The sequence below is a fragment of the Streptomyces sp. M-16 genome (assembly GCF_052114405.1).
In the GTDB taxonomy this organism is placed as follows: Bacteria; Actinomycetota; Actinomycetes; order Streptomycetales; family Streptomycetaceae; genus Streptomyces.
The window spans coordinates 1-19863 of the sequence record NZ_JBFRER010000135.1 but is presented as its reverse complement, the minus strand read 5'-3'; the positions used below and the strand labels follow the sequence as shown (position 1 = coordinate 19863).

Here is a 19863-nt window from a genome sequence, read left to right as displayed (position 1 = left end):
CGGCGGAGGCGGGGGCGGGGGCGGGGGCGGGGGCGGGGGCGAAGCCCGTGGCCGCCGGCGCCGTCGCCATCCCCGCCGCGCCGAGGGCCGCCAGGAGCGTCCGCCGTCCCATGTCCGTCGCCTCGGCCCTGGCGGCCTCGGCCCTGTGCACGTCGGCCCCGGCCGGCCCGGCCGGGTCCGCCGCAGCGCGGTCGGCCTCAGCCGTGTCCGCCTCAGCCGTGTCCCGCCTGGCCCTGTCCACCTTGGCTCCGTTCCCTCCGGTGCCGGGCCGCCGCCGTCGCGGTCCCGTTCTGTCCGGCACTGTGCAGGAGGGGGTGGGCGGGAGCCCGCGGCGCGCGCCGGGCACCCGGGTGATCCGGGGCCGGCGCACGGCGCGGCCGTCAGGCCGGGAGGCCCGCGACGGCGTCGATCTCGGCCAGCAGCCCGTCCTCCAGCGGACGGTCGGCCACCGCCGCGTTGGCGCGTACCTGCTCGGCGGAGGTGGCCCCGGCGATGACGGAGGCGCAGCCGGGCCGGGCGGAGAGCCAGCCGATGGCGAGCTCCAGAACGGTGCGCCCGTACTTCTCCGCGATCGCCGCCAGGGCCTCGACGGTGTCGAGACGCTCCTCGGTGACGTAGGAGTCGCGCCCTTCCAGGCGGGAGCCGGCCGGGACGGGGGCGCCCCTGCGGATCTTGCCGGTGAGCAGGCCGTTGGCCAGCGGGAAATAGGGCAGGACACCGAGGCCGTAGTGCACGGCGGCCGGGACCAGTTCCCGCTCGGCGGAGCGCTGGAGCAGGGACCACTCGTTCTGCGCCGACACGAAGGGGACCGCGCCGGTCTCGCGGGCCACGTGGGCGGCCTCGGCGAGCTGCCACCCGCTAAGGTTGGAGTGCCCGATGTAACGGATCTTCCCCTCGGTGACGAGCTCGGTGAGCGCGGCGAGGGTTTCCGCGATGGGGGTGGCCGGGTCGGGGCTGTGCAGCTGGTAGAGGTCGATGTGGTCGGTGTCCAGGCGGCGCAGGGACTCCTCGACGGCGCGCCGGATGTAGGCGCGGCCGCCCCGGGATCCGGCGGCGGGCCCGTAGCCCATGTCGACGCCGTCGTAGCCGAACTTGGTGGCCAGGACCACCTGGTCCCGGCGGCCCTTGAGGGCCTGGCCGAGGTGGGTCTCGGAGCCGCCGGCGCCACCGTAGATGTCGGCGGTGTCGAGGAGGGTGATGCCCGCGTCGAGGGCGGCGTCGACGACGGAGCGGGTGGCCTGGGCGTCGAGACGGCCACCGAAGTTGTTGCAGCCGAGGCCGACGGCGGAGACCTTCAGTCCGGAACTGCCCAGGGGGAGATAACGCATGCGGGTTCTGCCTCCACGCTCGTCCGATACATGATCAATCAATCGGTTCGCAGTCTAGGCACAAGAGGCCGTGCCGGCCCCGGCGTTCGAGCCCGGCGGGCGTGAACACCGTGTGACGCCGGAACGGCCGGGGACCGGACCGGCGGGGCAGCTCCAGGACGCCGGCCCGAGGCCTCCCCCGGGTCGCCGACGCATGAACGGCCTCGGCCGACCGAGGGAGTCGACGCGAGCGATCGAATCGATCGTTTCGTTTGCCCGTCATGACGGGCACCGACGGAGCGGAGCAACACCGAACCGCCCGGCCGACCGGACCTCAGGGGACCACGTTCGGGCACATGCGGACCGGCGGGGGACGCGGGTGCTCGCGATCGTGCGGGCCTGGGGCAGCATCCGGGTGACGGAGCCGGCCTGGGAACGGGGGGTCTCCCCCGTGACCCTGCGGCGCGACGTCGAGGCCATGGCCGCCCGGGGCGAGATCCACCGGACGCACGGGGTGATCAGCCGGGTGCGGAGGCGGGGACCCGGCACGGGCGGGGCCGCAAGCTGCCGCACGGGTGTGGGGCCGGTGGTCGGGATGGTCGCGCCGACGACCACGTACTGCTTCGCGGACGTCCTGCGGGGCGCGCGGGAGGCGGTCGAGGCGCGGGGCGCGCGGCGCGCGGCGCGGGGCGCGGGGCGCGGGGCTGACCGTGGGCGTGGCGCGCGGCGCGGGGCTGACCGTGGGCGTGGCGCTGACGCGCCACCTGCTGCGGGCGAGGACCCGACACGGGCGGACCGGCTGCTGTCGACCGGGGCCGACGGATTGCTGCTGGCCCCGAACGGGCACGCCGGTGTGCCGGCCCCCGGGGAGGGCGCGTGGACGGCGGAGCTGCCGGTGCCGGTGCTGCGGGTGGAGCGGTCGGCGCCACCCGGGCATCCGGCGTCGGCGCTCGACCGGGTGGGGTCGGACCACGCGCACCACGCGGCCGGGGCGGTACGGCATCTGGTGGAGCAGGGCCACCGGCGCATCGCCCTGGCCGGCCGAAAGCCGCCGACGGGGCCGCGGCTGCGGGCCGGGTACGAGGCGGCCCTGGCCGCGTTCGGACTGGAGCCGGCGCCGGCGGGGCGCCGAGCGGAGCGCCGCCGACTGCGGGGGTGCCGTGGCCGCTGCGGCGGCCGCCGGAACCGGGCCGGGTTCCGGGCCGGGTTCCGGGCCGGGTTCCGGGCCGGGTTCCGGGCCGGGTTCCGGGCCGGGTTCCGGGCCGGGTTCCGGGCCGGGTTCCGGGCCGGGCCGGGCCGGGCCGGCTGTCGGTGGCGGACCGGCTCGCGCGGACCCAGGACCGGCTGTGCGCCGCGGTGACGACGGGTGGGGTGACGGCCTCGCTGATCCACAACGACACCGACGCCATCGTGCTCGCCCCCAGGCTCCGGGCACGGGGGCGTGCGGGTGACGGAGGACCTGGCCGTGATCGCCTACGCCGACGAGCTGGCCGCGCTGGCCGACGTACGGCCGTACGCGATGGCGCCAGCCATGTACGAGGTGGGCCGCGCGGGCGGCGGACCTGCTGCTGGACCGGCCGGCCGGGGACGAGGGCCCGCGCCGGCACCTGGAACCGCTCCCCCGCCTGTACGTCCGGGCATGACCACCGCGAAGTGATCGTATTGATCGGCCCGCGCGTTCGCTCTTGACGGGCGGCGGCCCGCACAAAAGGATGGCTGCGTTCTCCCACCCGTCGCCGCACGCGGTCGCCCGTAGGAGCCGCTCCATGTCGCGCAGGTTCGACACCCCCGCCCCGACCACGCGGTCGAGGGCTGCGCCGCACCCGACATGGCGACGATGGACGACCCACAGGACGGAGCGGGTGAACTCCGTGTCCCCGCGCACGTGTCGTTCCCCGAGCCGCTGCCGGGCTTTGTGACGATCTCCCTGTTCGCTCGCGCGGCCATCCGCAACGGCTTCCACGACGAGCGGCTCCATCCCGTGAGTCCCGGCCTCCGGCCTGTTCGTGTCCCCCTCGCGCCGACCTTCCCCCGCCACCGGCGCTTCCGGCGCCCGGGTCTCACCGCAGGAGCCGTCAAGTGACCCGTCCCGACCTCTCCTCCCGGCCCGCCACGGTGCTCGCCATGAGCCCCGCCACCCGTGAGGCCGTGCTGACCCGCCGGGTCCTGCCGGAGCTGCTGCGGGTCGCCGAAGTCGACCCCGAGCTGCTGGTCAGCGACTTCGCCCGGGACGACGACCCGTCGCTCCGCGGCCGGCTGGCCCGTGCCGAGGTGCTGTTCACCGGCTGGGGCTGCCCGCCGCTCGACGAGGAGGCGCTGCGCCGGATGCCGCGGCTGCGAGCCGTCGTCCACTCCGCCGGGAGCGTCAAGCACCATGTGACCGCGGCCTGCTGGGAGCGGGGACTGCTGGTCTCCAGCGCGGCCGCCGCCAACGCGGTACCGGTCGCCGAGTACACGCTCGCCGCGATCCTGTTCGCCAACAAACGGGTGCTGGAGTCCGCACACGCCTATCGCTCCCTGCGCGGGCCGGTGGACCTGCTGCGCCGCTACCCGGAGATCGGCAACTACCGGCGCACCGTGGGGCTCGTGGGCGCCTCCCTCATCGGACGGCGGGTGCTGGAGCTGCTGCGCCCCTTCGACCTGCGGGTCCTGGTGCACGATCCGTACGCCGACGCCGCTGAGGTCGCCGCTCTCGGCGGGGAACTCTGCCCGCTGGACGAACTGCTGCGGCGCAGTGACGTGGTGAGCCTGCACGCCCCGGCGCTCCCGCAGACCCGCCATCTGCTCGACGCCTCCCGGCTGGCCCTGATGCCGGACGGCGCGACCCTCGTCAATACGGCGCGGGGCGCGCTCGTCGACACGGCGGCCCTGACCGAGGAGCTGGTCGCCGGGAGGCTGCACGCCGTGCTCGACCACACCGAACCCGAGGTGCTGCCGCCCACCTCGCCGCTCTTCAACCTCCCGAACGTACTGCTCACCCCGCACGTCGCCGGATCGCTCGGCGGTGAGCTGGACCGGCTGGCGACCAGCGCCGTCGAGGAGCTGGAGAGGTACGCACGCGGCCTCGGCTTCCGCTACCCGGTGGACCCGGGCCGTTTGGCCCACTCCGCCTGACCGGCCGCGGCCACCAGTCCCACCAGGTGCTCCCGTCCTCCCGCGAGCCCTCGGGCCAGTTCCGCGGCCTCGGGGTACCAGCGCCTCTCGTACTCCCAGCACAGCCATCCCCCGGCCGGCGCCCGGGCCACCGCCTCGGCCAGCGGCAGGACTCCGGCGCCGAGCCCGAGCGGGGTGAGCTCCCGCGCGGACGCCACGTCCTTCACCTGGAGGTAGCCGAGGTGGGCTCCCAGCAACCGGCTCGACTCGGCCGGTGCCTCACCGCCCAGCCAGGTGTGGAGCACGTCCCACAACGCGCCCGCGCCGGGATGCCCGACGGCGTCGAGCACCCGGGCGGCGGCGGCCGCGGTGCGGTGCGAATCGTGGGTCTCCAGCAGGATCCGCACTCCGTGCCGGGCCGCGAAGGGGGCCGCCGCGCACAGCCGGCGGACGGCGTGGGCGTCGGCTTCGGCCTCGGGCAGATCACCCCCACCGGGGAAGACCCGGACGTACGGGGCTTCGAGATCGGCCGCGAGCCGGACCAGGTCCCGCAGCTCGGCGAGGACYGGCCCGTCCTCCCCGGCCGCCGCCACCCTCGCGTACCCGGCCACCGCGAGGACTCTCACCCCGGCCCGGGTGACGGCCCGCAGCCCGGCCGCCCGGTCCGCGTGAGGACTCCCGGAATGCAGCGGTTCCTCGGAGTGGGCCCGCAGTTCGAGGCCGTCGTAGCCGTGCTCGGCTGCCAGCCGGGCGCTCCGGGCGAGGGAGGTCCCGGGCACGCCCAGCGTGGAGAAGGCGTACCTCACGGTCTCCTCCGTCCGGCCGGAGGCGGGGCGGTGGAGCCCCGCACCATGAGTTCGGTGGGCAGGGTGGTGATGCCCCCCGGCGGCAGGGCCCGGCGCCCGGTCACCAGCTGCGCCGCGAGCACACCCGCCTCGCGCAGCGGTACCCGGACGGTGGTGAGGGCGGGAGCCGTGTCCGTGGCGAACGGCAGGTCGTCGAAGCCCGCGACGGACACGTCTTCGGGGATCCGCAGGCCCGCTTCGCGCAGGGCGGCGGCGGCGCCGGTGGCGACGGTGTCGTTGGCGGCGGCCACGGCGGTGAAGGGTCTTCCCCGGCGCAACAGTTCGCGGGTGGCGTCATAGCCCGCGGAGCGCTCGAAGCCGGCGTGCACGGTGAGCGCGGTGCAGGCGTCGGACCGGGCCGGATCGTGCCGCCCCAGGGCGGCCCGGTGGCCGGCGAGCCGCTCCCGGGTGGTGCTCAGTCCCGGCGGGCCCGCCAGGTAGGCGATGTACCGGTGGCCGAGCGTCGTCAGGTGCTCGGCGAGGCGGAAGGCACCTCCTCGGTCGTCGAACGTGATGGTGGCGACGGGCAGGGCGGGGGGCAGCGGCAACGGCGGGCGCCCGCACAGGACCACGCGCGTCCCTCCGGCCGCCATCCGGGAGACGCGGGCGGCGAGCGCGGCGGTGTGGTCCGGATCCTCGGCGGCCCCGCCCGTGAGGACGACTCCGCCGGCCCGCTGGCCCTCCAGCAACCCGAGGTAGGCGGTCTCGGCGGCCGGGTCGCCCGCCGTGTTGCAGACCACGGCCAGTCTTCGCGCCTCCCCGGGCCCGGCGGGATCGAGCGCGCTCTGCAGGGAGCCCGCGAGGATGCCGAAGAAGCTGTCGGCGACGTCATGGACGAGCACGCCGACCAGATCGGAGGTGGCAGCGGCCAGCGCGCGGGCGGGGGCGTTGGCGATGTAGCCCAGTTCCTCCACGGCCTGCTCCACACGGGTGCGGGTGCCGCCGGCCACCGGGTATCCGCCGTTGAGCACGCGGGAGACCGTGGCGGACGACACCCCCGCTCGCGCCGCGACCTCGGCAAGAGTCACCGCCATCTCGAACCCCTCCTCCTCGGCCCGGCCGTTCGTCCGGGTCATCGTCTCATCCGGTGTGTGGATCTCCATTCTGAGCGATCGGGCAAGCGCTTTCCATCACTCGAACGTGTGTTGTGTCGTGGAGGTGAGCGGCCCTAGCCTGATGGAACAGAAAGCGCTTTCTATCGAGAAGGAACGACCGGCACGGAGGGGACGCGGACACCATGGAACGCAGGACGATCAGGATCGCGATGAACGGCGTGACCGGGCGGATGGGGTACCGCCAGCATCTGGTCCGCTCCCTGCTGGCCCTGCGGGAACAGGGCGGGCTGGACCTCGGGGACGGGACGGTGCTGTGGCCGGAGCCCGTCCTGGTGGGGCGCCGGGAGCCGGCCCTCCGGGCCATCGCCGAGCGGCACGGCCTGGAGCACGTCTCCACCGATCTGACGGCCGTACTGGCCGACCCGGAGGTGGAGGTCTACTTCGACGCCCAGGTGACCGCCGCCCGGGAGGCGGCGGTCCGTCAGGCCATCGCCGCCGGGAAGCACGTGTACTGCGAGAAACCCACGGCCCTGACCTTCAAGTCCTCGCTGGGGCTGGCCAGGCTCGCCGCGGCCGCGGGGGTCAAGCACGGCGTGGTGCAGGACAAGTTGTTCCTCCCGGGCCTGCTGAAGCTGAGGCGGCTGATCGAGGGCGGGTTCTTCGGCCGGGTCCTGTCCGTGCGCGGCGAGTTCGGCTACTGGGTCTTCGAAGGCGACCTGCAGCCGGCGCAACGGCCCTCGTGGAACTACCGGGAGCAGGACGGCGGAGGCATCGTCACCGACATGTTCCCGCACTGGGAGTACCTGCTGCACGAGCTGTTCGGCCGGATCCGCTCGGTACAGGCCCTCACCCGCACCCACATCGGCCGCCGCTGGGACGAGGACGGCAAACCGTACGAGGCCACGGCGGACGACGCCGCGTACGGCATCTTCGAGCTGGAGGGCGGGGCCGTCGCCCAGATCAACTCGTCCTGGGCCGTCCGGGTCCACCGCGACGAGCTGGTGGAGTTCCAGGTGGACGGGACGCACGGGTCGGCGGTGGCGGGGCTGCGCGGCTGCCGGGTCCAGCACCGGGCCTCGACCCCGAAACCGGTGTGGAATCCGGATCTCGCACAGACCGAGCCGTTCCGGGCGCAGTGGCAGGAAGTACCGGACAACAGCCCGGCGGACAACGCCTTCAAGGCCCAGTGGGAGCTCTTCCTGCGCCACGTCGTGCGGGACGAACCCTGGCGGTGGGACCTGCTGGCGGGTGCGCGCGGGGTACAACTGGCCCGCCTCGGGCTGCGCTCCAGCGCGGAGGGCCGCAGGCTGCCGGTGCCGGAGGTCGTGCTGTGAACGGGATCCGGCTCCCCTCGGCGGACGGCGGGTTCCGTCTGCACCGGCCGTCGCGGGTTCCGCTCGGGCCGTTCACCCGCGGCCCGGCCCGCAGCCGCGTCCTCTACTGCGCCGCGCACGTGGCCACCGCCCCGGCAGCGACACCGGAGGCGGGTGGCCCGGCGGTCGACTGGGAGGCCACGCTCGCCTTCCGCCACCGGCTGTGGGCCCTGGGCCTCGGGGTCGCCGAGGCGATGGACACCGCCCAGCGGGGCATGGGCCTGGACTGGCCGGCCGCGGCGGAGCTGATCCGCCGATCGGCGGCCGAGGCCCGGACCGTGGGCGGCCGCATCGTCTGCGGCGCCGGGACCGACCAGCTCCCCGCAGGGCGCCTGCACCCCCTGGCGGCGATCACCGCCGCGTACGAGGAGCAGCTCGCGTACGTGGAGTCCTGTGGGGCGGGGGCCGTCCTGATGGCCTCCCGTGCCCTGGCCGCCGCGGCCCGCTCCCCCGAGGACTATCTGGAGGTCTACGGCGGACTCCTGCGGCAGAGTACCCGTCCGGTCGTCCTGCACTGGCTGGGACCGATGTTCGACCCCGAGCTGAAGGGCTATTGGGGCCACGACGACCTCGACGAGGCGACGGACGTCGTACTGAAGATCGTTTCCGAGTACCCGGAGAGGGTGGACGGGATCAAGATCTCGCTGCTGGACGCAGAGCGGGAGGGCGACCTCAGACGGCGGCTCCCGGCGGGCGTGCGCTGCTACACCGGTGACGACCATCACTATCCGCAGCTGATCGCCGGGGACGGGGAGTTCGCCAGCGACGCCCTGCTGGGGATCTTCGACCCGATCGCTCCGATCGCCGCCCGCGCCGCCCAGGCCCTCGACCTCGGGGACCCTGCCGGATTCCGGGCACTGCTGGATCCGACGGTGGCCCTGGCCCGGCACCTGTTCGCCCCGCCGACCCGCCATTACAAGACGGGGATCGTCCTGCTGGCCTGGCTCGCGGGGTACCAGGAGCACTTCACGCTCCTGGGCGGGCACGAGTCGGCCCGTTCGCTCCCCCACCTGGCGACCGCGTACGAACGGGCCGACCTGCTGGGCCTGTTCCCCGATCCGGAGCTGGCCACCGACAGGATGCGCGAGCTCCTCGCCGCGCACGGAGCGGGCGCGTGAACGGGGCCGGGGCGCCGGACCGGCTGAGCCTCAACCAGGAGACGGTCCGGCAGTGGTCGCTKCCGGAGCTGGTGGCCGGGTGCGCCGAGGCCGGGGTGGGCGCCGTGGGGCTGTGGCGGGAGCCCGTACGCCGTTTCGGGGTGCGGGAGACGGCGAAGCTGGTCGCCGGCTCCGGACTGCGCGTCAGCTCCCTGTGCCGCGGCGGGTTCTTCACCGCCTCCGACCGGGCCGGCCGGGCCGTCGCGCTCGCTGACAACAGGCGTGCGGTCGAGGAGGCGGCCGCGCTGGGGGCGGACACGCTGGTGCTGGTCTCGGGCGGGCTGGCGGAGGGCGAGCGCGACCTGGTGGAGGCACGGCGCAGGATCGTCGGCGTCCTGGACGAGCTGGCGCCCTGGGCTTCCGGGCACGGGGTGCGTCTGGGGATCGAGCCGCTGCATCCGATGTTCGCGGCCGACCGCTGCGTGGTCTCCACCCTGGGCCAGGCCCTCGACATCGCCGAACGGTATCCGGCGCACCAGGTGGGTGTGGTGGCGGACTCCTACCACGTGTGGTGGGACGAGCGGCTGGGGGCGGACCTGCGGCGGGCCGGCGAGGGCGGGCGGATCGTGTCCGTGCAGGTGGCCGACTGGGTGACCCCGCTCCCCGAGGGGGTGCTGCTCGGTCGGGGGCAACTGGGAGACGGCTGCGTCGACCTGCGGGGGTTCCGGGAGACGGCGGACGCGGCCGGCTACCGGGGGCCGGTGGAGGTGGAGATCTTCCACCCGGGGCTGTGGGCCCGCGACGGCGCCGAGGTGCTTCGGGAGGTGATCGACCGCTACCGCGAGCACGTCGAGTGACGGTGGGTCACGGCGAACCAAGGCGGGAGACCGGGCCGACGGGGCCGGTTGGGATCGGAAAAGGAGCATGCGATGACGGACGTGTGGAGTCGGCGCACCTTTCTCTCCGCGGCGGGCGGAGGCGCGCTGCTGCTGGGGGCACCCGCCGTAGGGGTGGGGGCCACACCCGCGGCAGTGGACTGGGCCGCCCTGCGCGCGGCCTGGCGGCGCCTGGTGCTGGGCGGCGGATTCCCGGCGACCGCCGAGCCGTTCCGTTCACGGCTGGCCGAGCTCGGGGAGACGGCCCGGGGGTGGGCCGCCGCGATGGCCCCGGCACCCGGTTCGCTCTGGCCCGATCTGGGGTTCACCACGGATCCCGAGAAGATGGCGCAGAGCTACTACCGGTTGCGGACGATGGCGGAGGCCTATGTCCGGCCGGGCACCGGGCTCACCGGGGACGCGGCGTTGCTGTCGGCTCTGCTCGGCGGCCTCGACCAGATGCACGCGCAGGTGTACCACGCGGGCCAGGTGCGCTACGGCAATTGGTTCTGCTGGCAGATCGGGGCGCCACAGGCTCTGCTGGACATGTGCGTGCTGCTGTACGGGGAGTTGACGCCGGACCGGCTCGCCGCGTTCTGCGCGGCGGTGGACCACTTCGTGCCGGACTCCGCCGTGGCCGCCTACGGCGGGACGAGCACGGGGGCCAACCGGGTCGACCTGTGCCGGGTCCTGGCCGTGCGCGGGGTGGTGGGCGCGGATCCGGCGAAGATCGCCCTGGCCGGGGAGGCGCTCGCGCCGGTCTTCCCGTACGTCACCCGCGGGGACGGGCTCTACCGCGACGGGTCGTTCGTCCAGCACACCTGGGTGCCGTACACGGGGACCTACGGTGCGGTGCTCCTGGGCGGTCTGGGGCTGCTGTTCGCGCTGTTGAAGGGCACCCCCTGGGAGGTCACGGATCCGGGGGCGCGGATCGTCTTCGACGCGGTGGAGCGGGCCTGGGCACCCTTCCTGTTCAACGGGCTGGCCATGGACTGCGTGTCCGGGCGGGCGGTCAGCAGGGGGATCGCCGCCCTGGACGCACGGCAGGTCCAGCAGGACGACCACACCCGGGGGCACGCGCTGCTGGCCGCGATCCTGCAGCTCGCCGAAGGGGCGAGTCCGGCCGAACGCATCCGCTGGCGGGGGCTGGTGAAGGGGTGGACGGCGCGGGCCCACTACAGTCCCCCGGCGGCCGACCGCAGCCTCGGGCTGGCCTCGCTCGCGGCGCTGGCCGAACTCGAAGCCGACGCCTCGGTGACGGCGCTGCCCGAGCCCGTCGGGCACCGGCTGTTCTCCTCGATGGACCGGGCCACCCACCGGCGGCCCGGCTGGGCGGCCTCGCTCTCCCTGGCCTCGCGGCGCATCGCCCACTACGAGACGGGAAACGGTGAGAACCTGCGGGGCTGGCACACCGGCAGCGGAATGCTCGCCTGGTGGGGTTCCTCGTACGGCAACGGCCAGTACTCGGACGCCTTCTGGCCCACCGTCGATCCGTACCGGCTGCCCGGCACCACGGTGGCGCGCAAGGTCCTGGCCGACGGCGCGGGCGGCGACTGGGGCGCACCACGGCCCGACGTGGCGTGGGTGGGCGGGAGCACCGATGGGGAGTTCGCGTCGGTGGGCCAGCACCTGCGCGGTCTCGGCAGCACCCTGGAGGCCCGGAAGTCGTGGTTCTTCCTGGCCGACACCGTGGTCTGCCTGGGGTCGGGGATCCGCGCCACGGACGGGGTCGTGGTCGAGACGGTCGTCGACAACCGCAACCTGGGGGCGGCCGGCGGCCACGCCCTGACGGTGAACGGGGCCGTTCAGCCTTCGGGGCAGGGCTGGTCGGGGGTGTGGTCCGAGCCGGGGTGGGCGCATCTGGCGGGCTTCGGCGGGTACGTTCTGCACGGCCCGGGAACCTTCGGGGCCCTGCGGGAGGCGCGTACCGGCCGCTGGAGCGAGGTGAACCGGGGCGGTTCCACCACCGCGCTGACCCGGCGCTACCTCACCCTCTGGTACGACCACGGCACGGACCCGGCGGGCGCCGGCTACGCCTACCAGCTGCTCCCGGGGGCCGGGGCGGACCGGACCGGGGCACGGGCCGCCGCGTCGGGTTGGATGACCGTCCTCGCCAACGACGAGGCGGCCCAGGGGGTGGCGGTGGGCTCCCTCGGCTTCACCGGCATCAACTTCTGGCGGGCCGGGGTGGCGGGTCCGCTGGAGGCGAGTGCTCCGTGCTCGGTCACGGTGCGGGAGCGGGAGGACGGCACCGCGACGGTGTGCGTCGCCGACCCCGCCCGGGCGGTGGAGGCGCTGGATGTGGTCTGGGGCCGGCCCGTCGTCGCGGTGGTGTCGAGCCCGCCGAGCCTGCTGTCGGCCGTGACGGGGCCGCAGTTGCGGCTCCGGTTCGGGAACCTCACGACGGCCGCCGGAGCGAGCCAGGAGGTGGTGGTACGGCTGGGGTGACAGGGTGGATTGATCGGGTGGGTTGATCGGGTGAGGTCTTCGGTCGGACGTGGCGGCGGGGGCGACAATGAGCAGGCGACGGGTTCGACGGCTTGGGGGAACGAAATGCTGACCGGGATCGTGATCGACGCACTGGATGTCGCGCGCATGGACCGCTTCTGGCAGGAGGCGACGCGGGGCAGGACGGACGGTCTGCGCCTGCGGTTCGTGCCGACGGCAACGCCGAAGACGGGCAAGAACCGGCTCCACCTCGACCTGGCCGGGGGGCCGGACTGGGAGGCCGAGGTGGCGCGGCTGCTCACGCTCGGTGCGAGGCGGGTCGACATCGGCCAGGGGGACGTCCCGTGGGACGTACTGGCCGATCCGGAGGGCAACGAGTTCTGCGTGCTGCGTCCCGGCCATCCCGGCGTGCTCGCCGACTCCGGGCTCGTCGCGATCTGCCTCGACATCGCCGAGGAGGACCGCCGCACGCAGCCGGCCTTCTGGCAGTCCCGGGCCGACTGGCACGCGGTCGAGTCCCACGACTGGGGCGTCCGGCTTCGCCGCAGACCCGCYGGCGCGGTCTCCCTGGTGATGGGGCCGCCTGCGGCGCCGAAGGCGGGGCGGAACAGACTGCGGCTGGAGGTCACCCACCACGACCGGGAACCGGGCGAGTTCCTCGACGTCGGCGGGAACGAGTTCCACGTCACGGGCTGACCCCGGACCGATCCTCGTCCGGAGCCCGTTCCGACTCCTCGCTCCGTCCGCAGGACGCTTGTCCGACGCGGTGCCGGGGAGGCGGCGGGCGTGGCATAACGTGCCCGCATGGATCAGGAGCACATAACCGGCGGCGCCGAGGGTGCGGGCCGGCGGCGTTTTCTCGCCATGGCGACGGGGGCGGCCACGGTCGCCGGGATCGGCGCGGTGGCCGGCTGCGGGACCGGTGACGGTGACGCGCAGAAAGGGGCCGGGGCGGACCGGGGGCCGAAGCCGGACGGCTCCGCGTCGGCGCCCGCGCCGGGGGCCGGGTTCGACGTGCACGCCGAGAACGCCCGGCCCGGCAACGCCGACTGGCACGTGACCAAGGCCGGTCCGGCCCGCGCCATCGAGGGCTTCGCGGACCGGGTGTCGGTCCTGCCCGGCGAGTCCTTCGGGCTGCACGTGTCGACCACCGCGCCCCGGTTCACCGTCTCCGCCTACCGGATGGGCTGGTACGGCGGGGCCCGGGCTCGTCTGGTGTGGCGTTCGGAGGCGCTGCCCGGGGTCCGCCAGCCGGAGCACACGGTGGAGCCCGGGACCCGTATGGTCCGGACCCGGTGGCCGCGTACCGCATCGGTCGACACCAAGGGCTGGCCCGAGGGCTGTTACCTGCTGAGGCTCGACGCGCAGGGCGGCGAGGGCCAGCGGTTCGTGCCGGTCACCGTCCGCTCGGCGGCGACGGCCGGCCGGACGGTGATCGTCAACGCGGTGGCGACCTGGCAGGCGTACAACCGGTGGGGCGGGTACGGCAGCTACGACGGTCCGAGCGGAGGCTACGCCTCGCGTTCGCTCGCCGTGACCTTCGACCGGCCGTACGAGTACGACGACGGCGCGGGGCTGTTCCTCGTCTACGAAGCACCCCTGGTCGCGCTGGCGGAGCGGCTCGGTATCCCCCTCGCGTACACGACGACGACCGATGTGGCGCGGGAGAAGCGGCTGCTGGAAGGGGCGTCGGCGGTGCTCTCGCCCGGTCACGACGAGTACTGGTCGCCAGAACAGCGCGCGCACTTCACCGCGGCCCGCGACGCGGGCACCAACATCGCGTTCCTGGGTGCGAACTGCTGCTTCCGCCGGATCAGGCTGGAGGCCTCGGACCTGGGCCCGGACCGTACGGTCGTCTGCTACAAGTCCTCCTACGACCAGGATCCCGGCTTCAAGCGGGGCCACCCGGCCACGGTCGACTTCCGCTCGCCACCCGCGGCGGACCCCGAGAGCTCCCTGCTCGGCGTGATCTACGACGGGTACCCGGTGGACGCCCCGTACGTGGTCACGAACCCGGGCCACTGGCTGTTCGAGGGAACGGGAGCCAAGGCCGGCGACAGCTTCGCGCACCTGGTCGGCGTCGAGTACGACAAGGTCAACACCGGTTTCCCGACGCCCCGCCCGATCGAGATCCTGGCCCACTCCCCGGTGGTGTGCGAGGGACGGCCCAGCCACCAGGACTCGGCCTACTACACCGTGCCCGGCGGGGCGGGAGTGTTCGCGACGGGCACGATGCGCTGGGTCGAGGCCCTCGACGCGTCGGGCGACGGCCGCGGCGGCGCCAACCACGGTCTGGACGCGCGCGCCGGCGCGCTGACCACGCGGGTGACGGAGAACCTGCTGCGGGTCTTCGCCGCGGGCCCGGCCGGGCGGAGCCGCCCCGCGCGGGACAACGTCAAGGAGGTGTACGGCGGATCGTGAGGCCGGCGGCCCGCATGCGGCGATATCGGTGGACTCCGCCCGGACGGGCTGATTAGGATCACGAAGACGGCATCGCGTGTCGGTCACCGACCGGGTGAGGCATGGAGGTGCCGTGACGTGCCTTTCGGAGGCATTCACCCATGTCGGTCCAGCTGAACCACACGATCATCCACTCCCGCGACAACCGGGAGTCCGCCGAATTCCTGGCGCACATCCTCGGCCTCGAAGTCGGCCCCGAGTGGGGTCCCTTCGTCCCGGTGTCCACCGCGAACGGGGTCACCCTGGACTTCGCCACCATCCCGGCGGAGTCCATCACCGTGCAGCACTACGCGTTCCTCATCTCGGAGGCGGAGTTCGACGCGGCGTTCGAGAAGATCCAGGCGGCGGGCATCCCGTACTTCGCCGACCCGCACGGCAAGCACCCGGGCGAGATCAACCACAACGACGGCGGGCGCGGGGTCTACTTCCCGGACCCGAACGGGCACGGTATGGAGATCATCACCCGCCCGTACGGCGGCTAGGCAGGAACCGCGGAAACATCGCGGCACCAGGAGGGGCCCGCGGCGCAGCGTGCGCCGCGGGCCCCTCCGCCTGTCCGGGTGGGAAGAGCTGCGGGCCACCCGTGGACAGATAGTCTTCGCGGAGATAGTCTGTGGACAGAACATCAGCGTCGAGGGAGACCGCATCATGTGGACGTACGAGCACAGCGTCGAGACCACCGCCACCGCCCCCTCCGTCTGGAACCTCTGGGCCGACGTCGAGCGCTGGCCGGACTGGAACTCCGAGATCGAGAAGATCGAGATCGACGGGCCTTTCGCGGTGGGCACCCGCATCTCCATGACCCCGCCCGGCGAGGACCCGATCCCGCTGCTCATCGCGGAGGCCGTGGAAGACGAACTCTTCGTCGACGAGGCCCGGTTCGGGGGCCTGCTGCTGCGCACCCTGCACCGCGTCGACCCGGCCGGGCAGGGCCGGATCCGTGTCACCTACCGGATGGAGATCACCGGAACGGGCGCGGACGAGGCCGGCCCCGAGATCGGGCCGGGCATCACCGCCGACTGGCCGGACACCATGGCCGCCCTGACCCGACTGGCCGAGGCGGCCGAGACCGCCGGGGCGGACGAGGCGGACGAGGCGGACGAGGCGGCGCGCTGATGGCGCTGCGGCCCGCCGACAGCCCCGGCTTCCTGCTGTGGCACGCCACGCTGCGCTGGCAGCGCGACATCGCCGCGGCACTGGCCCCGATCGGCCTCACCCACGTGCAGTTCGTGCTGCTCGCCTGCGCCTGGTGGCTCAACGGCCAGGGCGAACACCCCAACCAGCTGGCCCTGGCGCGCCAGGCCGGCACGGACGTCAAAATGACCTCCCAGGTGCTGCGGGCCCTGGAGCAGAAGGGGCTCGTCGAGCGGGAGGTCGACCCGGCCGACACCCGGGCCAAACGGCTCCGGGTCACCGAGGCGGGCGCCGAGCTGGCACCCCGGGCGATCGCCGCCGTCGAGGCCGTCGATGCGGAATTCTTCCGCGTGGTCCCCCTCGACGAGGCCCTGCCCCTCCTGCGCCGCCTGGCCCTCCCCGAGGGGTGAACCCAAGCCCCGGCCCCGGCCCCGGCGCGGCCCGGACCGGGTCGGCCACCGCCGGACGGGGGAGCCCCGGCCCCGGGTCGGCCACGGCCGTACGGGGGGGCGCACCTCGCCCCGCCCCCGTCCGAGCCCACCGGGGCGGGGGCCTCACGCCCGGCCGCCGCGCCTCCGTATGCGGGCGGTGCCCGATTCGAGGTCGATGCCCGTCTTTCCCGGCGCGCCGTCCTGCTCGTCGTCCCGCAGCACCAGTTCGATGCGGCGTTGCTCCAGCTGGACCCGCTTGCTCGGGTAGATCAGGGCGTGCAGTTCCTCCGTGGCCGTCGCGCCCGCACCGCGCGTACCGAACGCGGCGTGGCCGGGGCTGCCCGGCAGCCGGCCCCGGTGCCGCGCGAACCGCGCGGCCCGGCGGAAGGCCGCCCACAGGAACAGCGGAATCACGATGATCAGCACGAGGCCGGGGCCCGTCAGCAGATGCAGCACGGCCTGTGAACGTGCGTCAGGGCGCCGTCGTTCCCTCCGGCACGTGCCGCAGTCGTGCGGCGGGCGGGTCCGGGGGGAGGTAGACGATGCTGGGAGCTCCCGTGGTCGGGTGGGTACCGATGTGCGTGCGGACGCCGTAGACCTCGGCCAGCAGGTCCTCCGTCAGCACCTCGCCCGGCGCACCGCCCGCGACCACCCGGCCGCCCGCCAGGACGTACAGCCGGTCACAGAAGGACGCCGCCAGGTTGAGGTCGTGCAGGACCAGCAGGCTCGTCGTGGGCAGGCCGCGCACCAGGTCCAGGACCTCCAGCTGGTAGTGGATGTCGAGGTGGTTGGTCGGCTCGTCCAGGGCGAGGAGGCCCGTTCCCTGGACGAGGGCGCGGGCGACGAGCGCGCGCTGGCGTTCGCCGCCGGACAACTCCTCGAAGCGCCGCGCCGCGAAGGCGGTCGCTCCGACCGTCTCCAGGGCCCGGTCGACGCACAGTGCGTCTCCCGGGCCGTCCTGTTCCCAGAACCGCTTGTGCGGGCTGCGCCCCATGGCGACGACCTCTCGGACCGTCAGGCCCAGGGCACCGGCGCCGTCCTGGGGAACGGCAGCCACCTTCCGGGCCCGCTCCTTGACGCTCAGCGAGCCCGCGTCCCTCCCGTCGAGGAGCACGCGGCCGGCGGTGGGCCGCAGAGTGCCGTAGACGCACCGCAGCAACGTGGTCTTGCCACTGCCGTTCGGCCCGACCACGGCGACCGTCTCCCCCGGCCGGGCGGTCAGGTCGACTCCGCGCAGCAGCGGCTGCCCGTCGATCTCGTAACGCACGGCCTCGACGGTGAGTTCCACCGGGCTCCCCGTCATCCGCCCGCCCCCTCGCCGCGGCCGGACCTGCGCAGCATCCACAGGAAGAACGGCCCTCCCACCAGCGCGGTGACCACGCCGACCGGTATCTCCTCGGGCGCGGCCGCCGTACGGGCCAGCAGGTCGGCCAGGGTCAGGAACACGGCCCCGCCCAGCGCGGCGACGGGCAGCAGCGCCCGGTGCCCTGCTCCCACCACCATCCGGGCGGCGTGCGGAACCATCAGCCCGACGAAGCCGATCGCCCCGCTGGAGGCCACCAGCACCCCGATGACGAGGGAGGTGAGCACGAACGCGGCGGCCCGGAACCGGCCGGTGTCCAGTCCGAGGACGTGCGCGCCCTCCTCCCCGGCGAGCAGCAGGTCGAGGGGCCGGGCCAGGGTGACGAGCACGCCGGTCCCGACGAACAGCGCCGCCGCGGGCAGGGCCAGTTCGTCCCAGCGGGCCCCGCCCAGGCCGCCCAGCGTCCAGAACAGCACGGAGCGCATCTGGTCGGGGCTCGCGGACAGTACGAGCACCAGGCTGGTCAGGGCGGAGAGCACGTACTGCACGGCGACTCCGGCCAGGATCAGCCGGCCGGTGGTCATGGTGCCGCCGCGCCGGGCCAGGGCGTAGACGGTGACGAGCGCGGCCATCGACCCGGCGAACGCGGCGAGCGGCACCCCGGCCCCGCCCGCGGTTCCGGCGGCGCCCGCACCGGCGGCCGTACCGAAGACGATGACGAGCACGGCTCCCGCGGAGGCTCCCGAGGAGGCGCCGAGCAGGAAGGGGTCGGCGAGCGGGTTGCGCACGAGGGCCTGGAGCACCACGCCGGCGACGGCGAGTCCGGCGCCGACGACCGTGCCGAGCAGGACGCGCGGCATGCGGACGTCCCACACGATGGAGGCGAAGGCTCCGCCCGGCGCGTCCGGTCCGGCCAGGACGAGGTCGAGGACCCGGCCGGGGGCGATCCGTACGGGCCCCAGGGCGAGCCCGGCCACCGCCGAAGCCGCCAGCAGGGCGGCGAGGAGCAGGAGGACGGCGGCGGTGCGGCGGCGCCTCACGCGGCGTCGGGGTGGAGTTGGCGGCCCAGGGACTCGACGGCGTCGGCGACGCGTACGCCGAGCACGGCGGAGGAGAGCGGCAGCACGACGAACCGCCGGTTCTTGACGGCGGGAACCTGAGCCAGCGCCGGGTCGTTGAGCAGGCGCTGCTTCTTGGACTCCACGGTGGTGCCGCCGTAGTCGTAGAGGAGGACGACCTCCGGCTTGCGCTCGATGACCTTCTCCCAGGACACGTCGCCGAAGGTGTCGTCGAGGTCGGCGAAGACGTTGGCGCCTCCGGCGAGGGTGACGATCTCGTTGCCGATGCCCTTGCCGCCCGAGGTGAAGGCGGAGCCCTCGCCGGAGTCGTAGACGAAGACGGGCGGCCTCGGCGCGTCCTTCAGCCGCGCGGTGACGGCGTCGACGCGGCGCTGCTCGTCCTCGACGAGGGCCGCGCCGCGTTCGGGCACGCCGAAGGTCCGGGCGACCTCGGTGATCTCGGTCTTCAGCTGGGCGAGGCCGACCGGGCCCCGGGTGCAGTACTCCACGCTCAGCCGGGAGCCGATGCCGGACCGGGCGAGCCCTTCACGGTCCCGGCCCTGGCCCTTGTCGAAGGCGCTGGCGTAACCGCCGTACACGAAGTCGGGGTCGGCTCCGAGGAGCACCTCCCTGGAGGGATATTCCCCGGCCAGCACCTTGATCTTGTCGTAGGCGGGCCGGTAGGCGGGGAGCACGGAGTCGTCGAGGTAGGCCGTGCCGACCATCCGGTCCTGCAGTCCGAGGGCCAGCATGATCTCGGTGGCGTGCTGGTTCATGGTGACGGCACGCTCGGGCGGGGCCTGGTAGGTGCTGGTGACACCGCAGTTGGTGACGGTGTACGGGAACCCGGGCGCGGGCCGCGCTCCGGGGCCGGGCCGGGCAGCACCGGCGTGTCCGTCGGCCGGGCCGCCGCACGCGGCGAGCGGAACCAGGAAGGTGAGGGCGGCGATTGAGCGCAGGGTGGCGCGGAAACGCGACATGGCGAGGCCTCTCCGGGGGATCCTCGTCCCCGGTCGAAGTGAAGAGGCGGCGCGTCAGTGTCTGACTCCCGGGGGCCCGCGGGTGGGCGGAGCTCCGGTCACAGTGGCGGGACCGCACCGGATTCGCACCGGTTTCCTGTCCTGCGCCGCCTGGGACAACCCGCACAAGTCTGCCAGATGCCCCCTTTGCCCCGAACGGGGGTCCGGAGGGCCGACGCAGCCGTCCGGCCCGGCGATCGAACGGCCGAACGGCCGGACGGCGGGATGGCCGGATGGCCGGATGGCCGGATGGCCGGATGGCCGGAYGGCSGGATGGCCGGATGGCCGGATGGCCGGATGGCCGGATGGCCGGATGGCCGGATGGCCGGATGGCCGGATGGCCGGATGGCCGGATGGCCGGATGG

At 74.3% G+C, this 19863-nt stretch carries 19 protein-coding genes, 1 pseudogene and 1 riboswitch; of the genes and pseudogenes, 12 read left to right on the top strand and 8 right to left on the bottom strand.

From position 1 onward, the window contains the following. Both AB4039_RS36705 and AB4039_RS36700 read right to left on the bottom strand, forming a co-directional pair. Positions 1 to 241, bottom strand: a pseudogene (locus tag AB4039_RS36705) (ABC transporter ATP-binding protein); the annotation flags it as partial. 139 nt (positions 242 to 380) lie between these two features. Further along, positions 381 to 1328, bottom strand: a complete 948-nt coding sequence (locus AB4039_RS36700; protein ID WP_266847152.1) for an aldo/keto reductase — start codon at positions 1326 to 1328, stop codon at positions 381 to 383. Between the two features lie 358 nt (positions 1329 to 1686). Here AB4039_RS36700 and AB4039_RS36695 point away from each other — a divergent pair, with 358 nt between their 5' ends. The 3 genes from AB4039_RS36695 (at position 1687) to AB4039_RS36685 (ending at position 4421) form a co-directional block, all read left to right on the top strand. Next, on the top strand, positions 1687 to 2667 hold the full coding sequence (locus AB4039_RS36695; protein ID WP_442272792.1) for a DeoR family transcriptional regulator: 981 nt from the start codon (positions 1687 to 1689) through the stop codon (positions 2665 to 2667). A gap of 87 nt (positions 2668 to 2754) precedes the next feature. Further along, entirely contained in the window at positions 2755 to 2964 is a 210-nt protein-coding gene (locus AB4039_RS36690; protein WP_442272791.1) for a hypothetical protein, read from the top strand. Between the two features lie 467 nt (positions 2965 to 3431). Beyond that, the gene (locus AB4039_RS36685) at positions 3432 to 4421 is read left to right on the top strand and encodes a hydroxyacid dehydrogenase (protein ID WP_442272793.1); all 990 of its coding nucleotides are present in this window, start codon (positions 3432 to 3434) and stop codon (positions 4419 to 4421) included. On the opposite strand, the gene AB4039_RS36680 is transcribed toward AB4039_RS36685, so the two are convergent. Both AB4039_RS36680 and AB4039_RS36675 read right to left on the bottom strand, forming a co-directional pair. Then, on the bottom strand, positions 4382 to 5206 hold the full coding sequence (locus AB4039_RS36680; RefSeq protein WP_266847150.1) for a sugar phosphate isomerase/epimerase family protein: 825 nt from the start codon (positions 5204 to 5206) through the stop codon (positions 4382 to 4384). The genes AB4039_RS36685 and AB4039_RS36680 overlap by 40 nt on opposite strands. Beyond that, the gene (locus tag AB4039_RS36675) at positions 5203 to 6279 is read right to left on the bottom strand and encodes a LacI family DNA-binding transcriptional regulator (RefSeq protein ID WP_266847172.1); all 1077 of its coding nucleotides are present in this window, start codon (positions 6277 to 6279) and stop codon (positions 5203 to 5205) included. The genes AB4039_RS36680 and AB4039_RS36675 overlap by 4 nt, the downstream gene beginning before the upstream one ends. Positions 6280 to 6482: 203 nt before the next feature. On the opposite strand from AB4039_RS36675, the gene AB4039_RS36670 reads away from it, so the two are divergent. From AB4039_RS36670 to AB4039_RS36630, 9 genes are all read left to right on the top strand, one after another. After that, complete coding sequence (locus tag AB4039_RS36670; protein WP_266847148.1) at positions 6483 to 7634, top strand: Gfo/Idh/MocA family protein; 1152 nt, start codon at positions 6483 to 6485, stop codon at positions 7632 to 7634. Further along, positions 7631 to 8791: a DUF993 family protein gene (locus tag AB4039_RS36665; protein ID WP_266847147.1), complete on the top strand. Its 1161-nt coding sequence runs from the start codon at positions 7631 to 7633 to the stop codon at positions 8789 to 8791. Before AB4039_RS36670 ends, AB4039_RS36665 begins: the two co-directional genes overlap by 4 nt. Continuing rightward, entirely contained in the window at positions 8788 to 9627 is an 840-nt protein-coding gene (locus AB4039_RS36660; RefSeq protein WP_266847145.1) for a sugar phosphate isomerase/epimerase family protein, read from the top strand. The genes AB4039_RS36665 and AB4039_RS36660 overlap by 4 nt, the downstream gene beginning before the upstream one ends. Before the next feature lie 72 nt (positions 9628 to 9699). Next, on the top strand, positions 9700 to 12093 hold the full coding sequence (locus tag AB4039_RS36655; protein ID WP_266847143.1) for a polysaccharide lyase 8 family protein: 2394 nt from the start codon (positions 9700 to 9702) through the stop codon (positions 12091 to 12093). A gap of 105 nt (positions 12094 to 12198) precedes the next feature. After that, complete coding sequence (locus AB4039_RS36650; RefSeq protein ID WP_442272790.1) at positions 12199 to 12789, top strand: VOC family protein; 591 nt, start codon at positions 12199 to 12201, stop codon at positions 12787 to 12789. Positions 12790 to 12897: 108 nt separating this feature from the next. After that, positions 12898 to 14514: a N,N-dimethylformamidase beta subunit family domain-containing protein gene (locus tag AB4039_RS36645; protein ID WP_266847140.1), complete on the top strand. Its 1617-nt coding sequence runs from the start codon at positions 12898 to 12900 to the stop codon at positions 14512 to 14514. Positions 14515 to 14654: 140 nt separating this feature from the next. Continuing rightward, complete coding sequence (locus tag AB4039_RS36640) at positions 14655 to 15035, top strand: VOC family protein (protein WP_266847139.1); 381 nt, start codon at positions 14655 to 14657, stop codon at positions 15033 to 15035. Positions 15036 to 15201: 166 nt separating this feature from the next. Continuing rightward, complete coding sequence (locus tag AB4039_RS36635) at positions 15202 to 15669, top strand: SRPBCC family protein (RefSeq protein ID WP_442272789.1); 468 nt, start codon at positions 15202 to 15204, stop codon at positions 15667 to 15669. Further along, positions 15669 to 16097 (top strand): MarR family transcriptional regulator, encoded by a 429-nt coding sequence (locus AB4039_RS36630; RefSeq protein ID WP_266847135.1) that lies wholly within the window; start codon positions 15669 to 15671, stop codon positions 16095 to 16097. The genes AB4039_RS36635 and AB4039_RS36630 overlap by 1 nt, the downstream gene beginning before the upstream one ends. Before the next feature lie 144 nt (positions 16098 to 16241). Here the strand turns inward: AB4039_RS36630 and AB4039_RS36625 are convergent, their stop codons facing one another. From AB4039_RS36625 to AB4039_RS36610, 4 genes are read right to left on the bottom strand one after another with little or no spacing between them, the layout of a single operon-like run. Then, positions 16242 to 16574, bottom strand: coding sequence for a DUF6191 domain-containing protein (locus AB4039_RS36625; protein WP_266847134.1), 333 nt, complete (start codon positions 16572 to 16574; stop codon positions 16242 to 16244). Between the two features lie 16 nt (positions 16575 to 16590). Then, the gene (locus tag AB4039_RS36620; RefSeq protein WP_442272788.1) at positions 16591 to 17421 is read right to left on the bottom strand and encodes an ABC transporter ATP-binding protein; all 831 of its coding nucleotides are present in this window, start codon (positions 17419 to 17421) and stop codon (positions 16591 to 16593) included. Continuing rightward, entirely contained in the window at positions 17418 to 18461 is a 1044-nt protein-coding gene (locus tag AB4039_RS36615; protein ID WP_442272787.1) for a FecCD family ABC transporter permease, read from the bottom strand. Before AB4039_RS36615 ends, AB4039_RS36620 begins: the two co-directional genes overlap by 4 nt. Next, positions 18458 to 19459 carry an ABC transporter substrate-binding protein gene (locus tag AB4039_RS36610; protein WP_266847130.1) on the bottom strand — a complete coding sequence of 334 codons (1002 nt, stop codon included), beginning with the start codon at positions 19457 to 19459 and terminating at the stop codon, positions 18458 to 18460. The genes AB4039_RS36615 and AB4039_RS36610 overlap by 4 nt, the downstream gene beginning before the upstream one ends. A 35-nt stretch (positions 19460 to 19494) precedes the next feature. Then, positions 19495 to 19639, bottom strand: a riboswitch (cobalamin riboswitch). Positions 19640 to 19863: the final 224 nt, after the last annotated feature.

Bases quoted from the DNA above. Each gene is read 5' to 3' on its own strand.
- AB4039_RS36670 (WP_266847148.1), top strand. From the start codon at position 6,483: ATGGAACGCAGGACGATCAGGATCGCGATGAACGGCGTGACCGGGCGG.
- AB4039_RS36675 (WP_266847172.1), bottom strand. From the start codon at position 6,279: ATGGCGGTGACTCTTGCCGAGGTCGCGGCGCGAGCGGGGGTGTCGTCC.
- AB4039_RS36630 (WP_266847135.1), top strand. From the start codon at position 15,669: ATGGCGCTGCGGCCCGCCGACAGCCCCGGCTTCCTGCTGTGGCACGCC.
- AB4039_RS36685 (WP_442272793.1), top strand. From the start codon at position 3,432: ATGAGCCCCGCCACCCGTGAGGCCGTGCTGACCCGCCGGGTCCTGCCG.
- AB4039_RS36640 (WP_266847139.1), top strand. From the start codon at position 14,655: ATGTCGGTCCAGCTGAACCACACGATCATCCACTCCCGCGACAACCGG.
- AB4039_RS36620 (WP_442272788.1), bottom strand. From the start codon at position 17,421: ATGACGGGGAGCCCGGTGGAACTCACCGTCGAGGCCGTGCGTTACGAG.
- AB4039_RS36655 (WP_266847143.1), top strand. From the start codon at position 9,700: ATGACGGACGTGTGGAGTCGGCGCACCTTTCTCTCCGCGGCGGGCGGA.
- AB4039_RS36645 (WP_266847140.1), top strand. From the start codon at position 12,898: ATGGATCAGGAGCACATAACCGGCGGCGCCGAGGGTGCGGGCCGGCGG.
- AB4039_RS36635 (WP_442272789.1), top strand. From the start codon at position 15,202: ATGTGGACGTACGAGCACAGCGTCGAGACCACCGCCACCGCCCCCTCC.
- AB4039_RS36610 (WP_266847130.1), bottom strand. From the start codon at position 19,459: ATGTCGCGTTTCCGCGCCACCCTGCGCTCAATCGCCGCCCTCACCTTC.
- AB4039_RS36700 (WP_266847152.1), bottom strand. From the start codon at position 1,328: ATGCGTTATCTCCCCCTGGGCAGTTCCGGACTGAAGGTCTCCGCCGTC.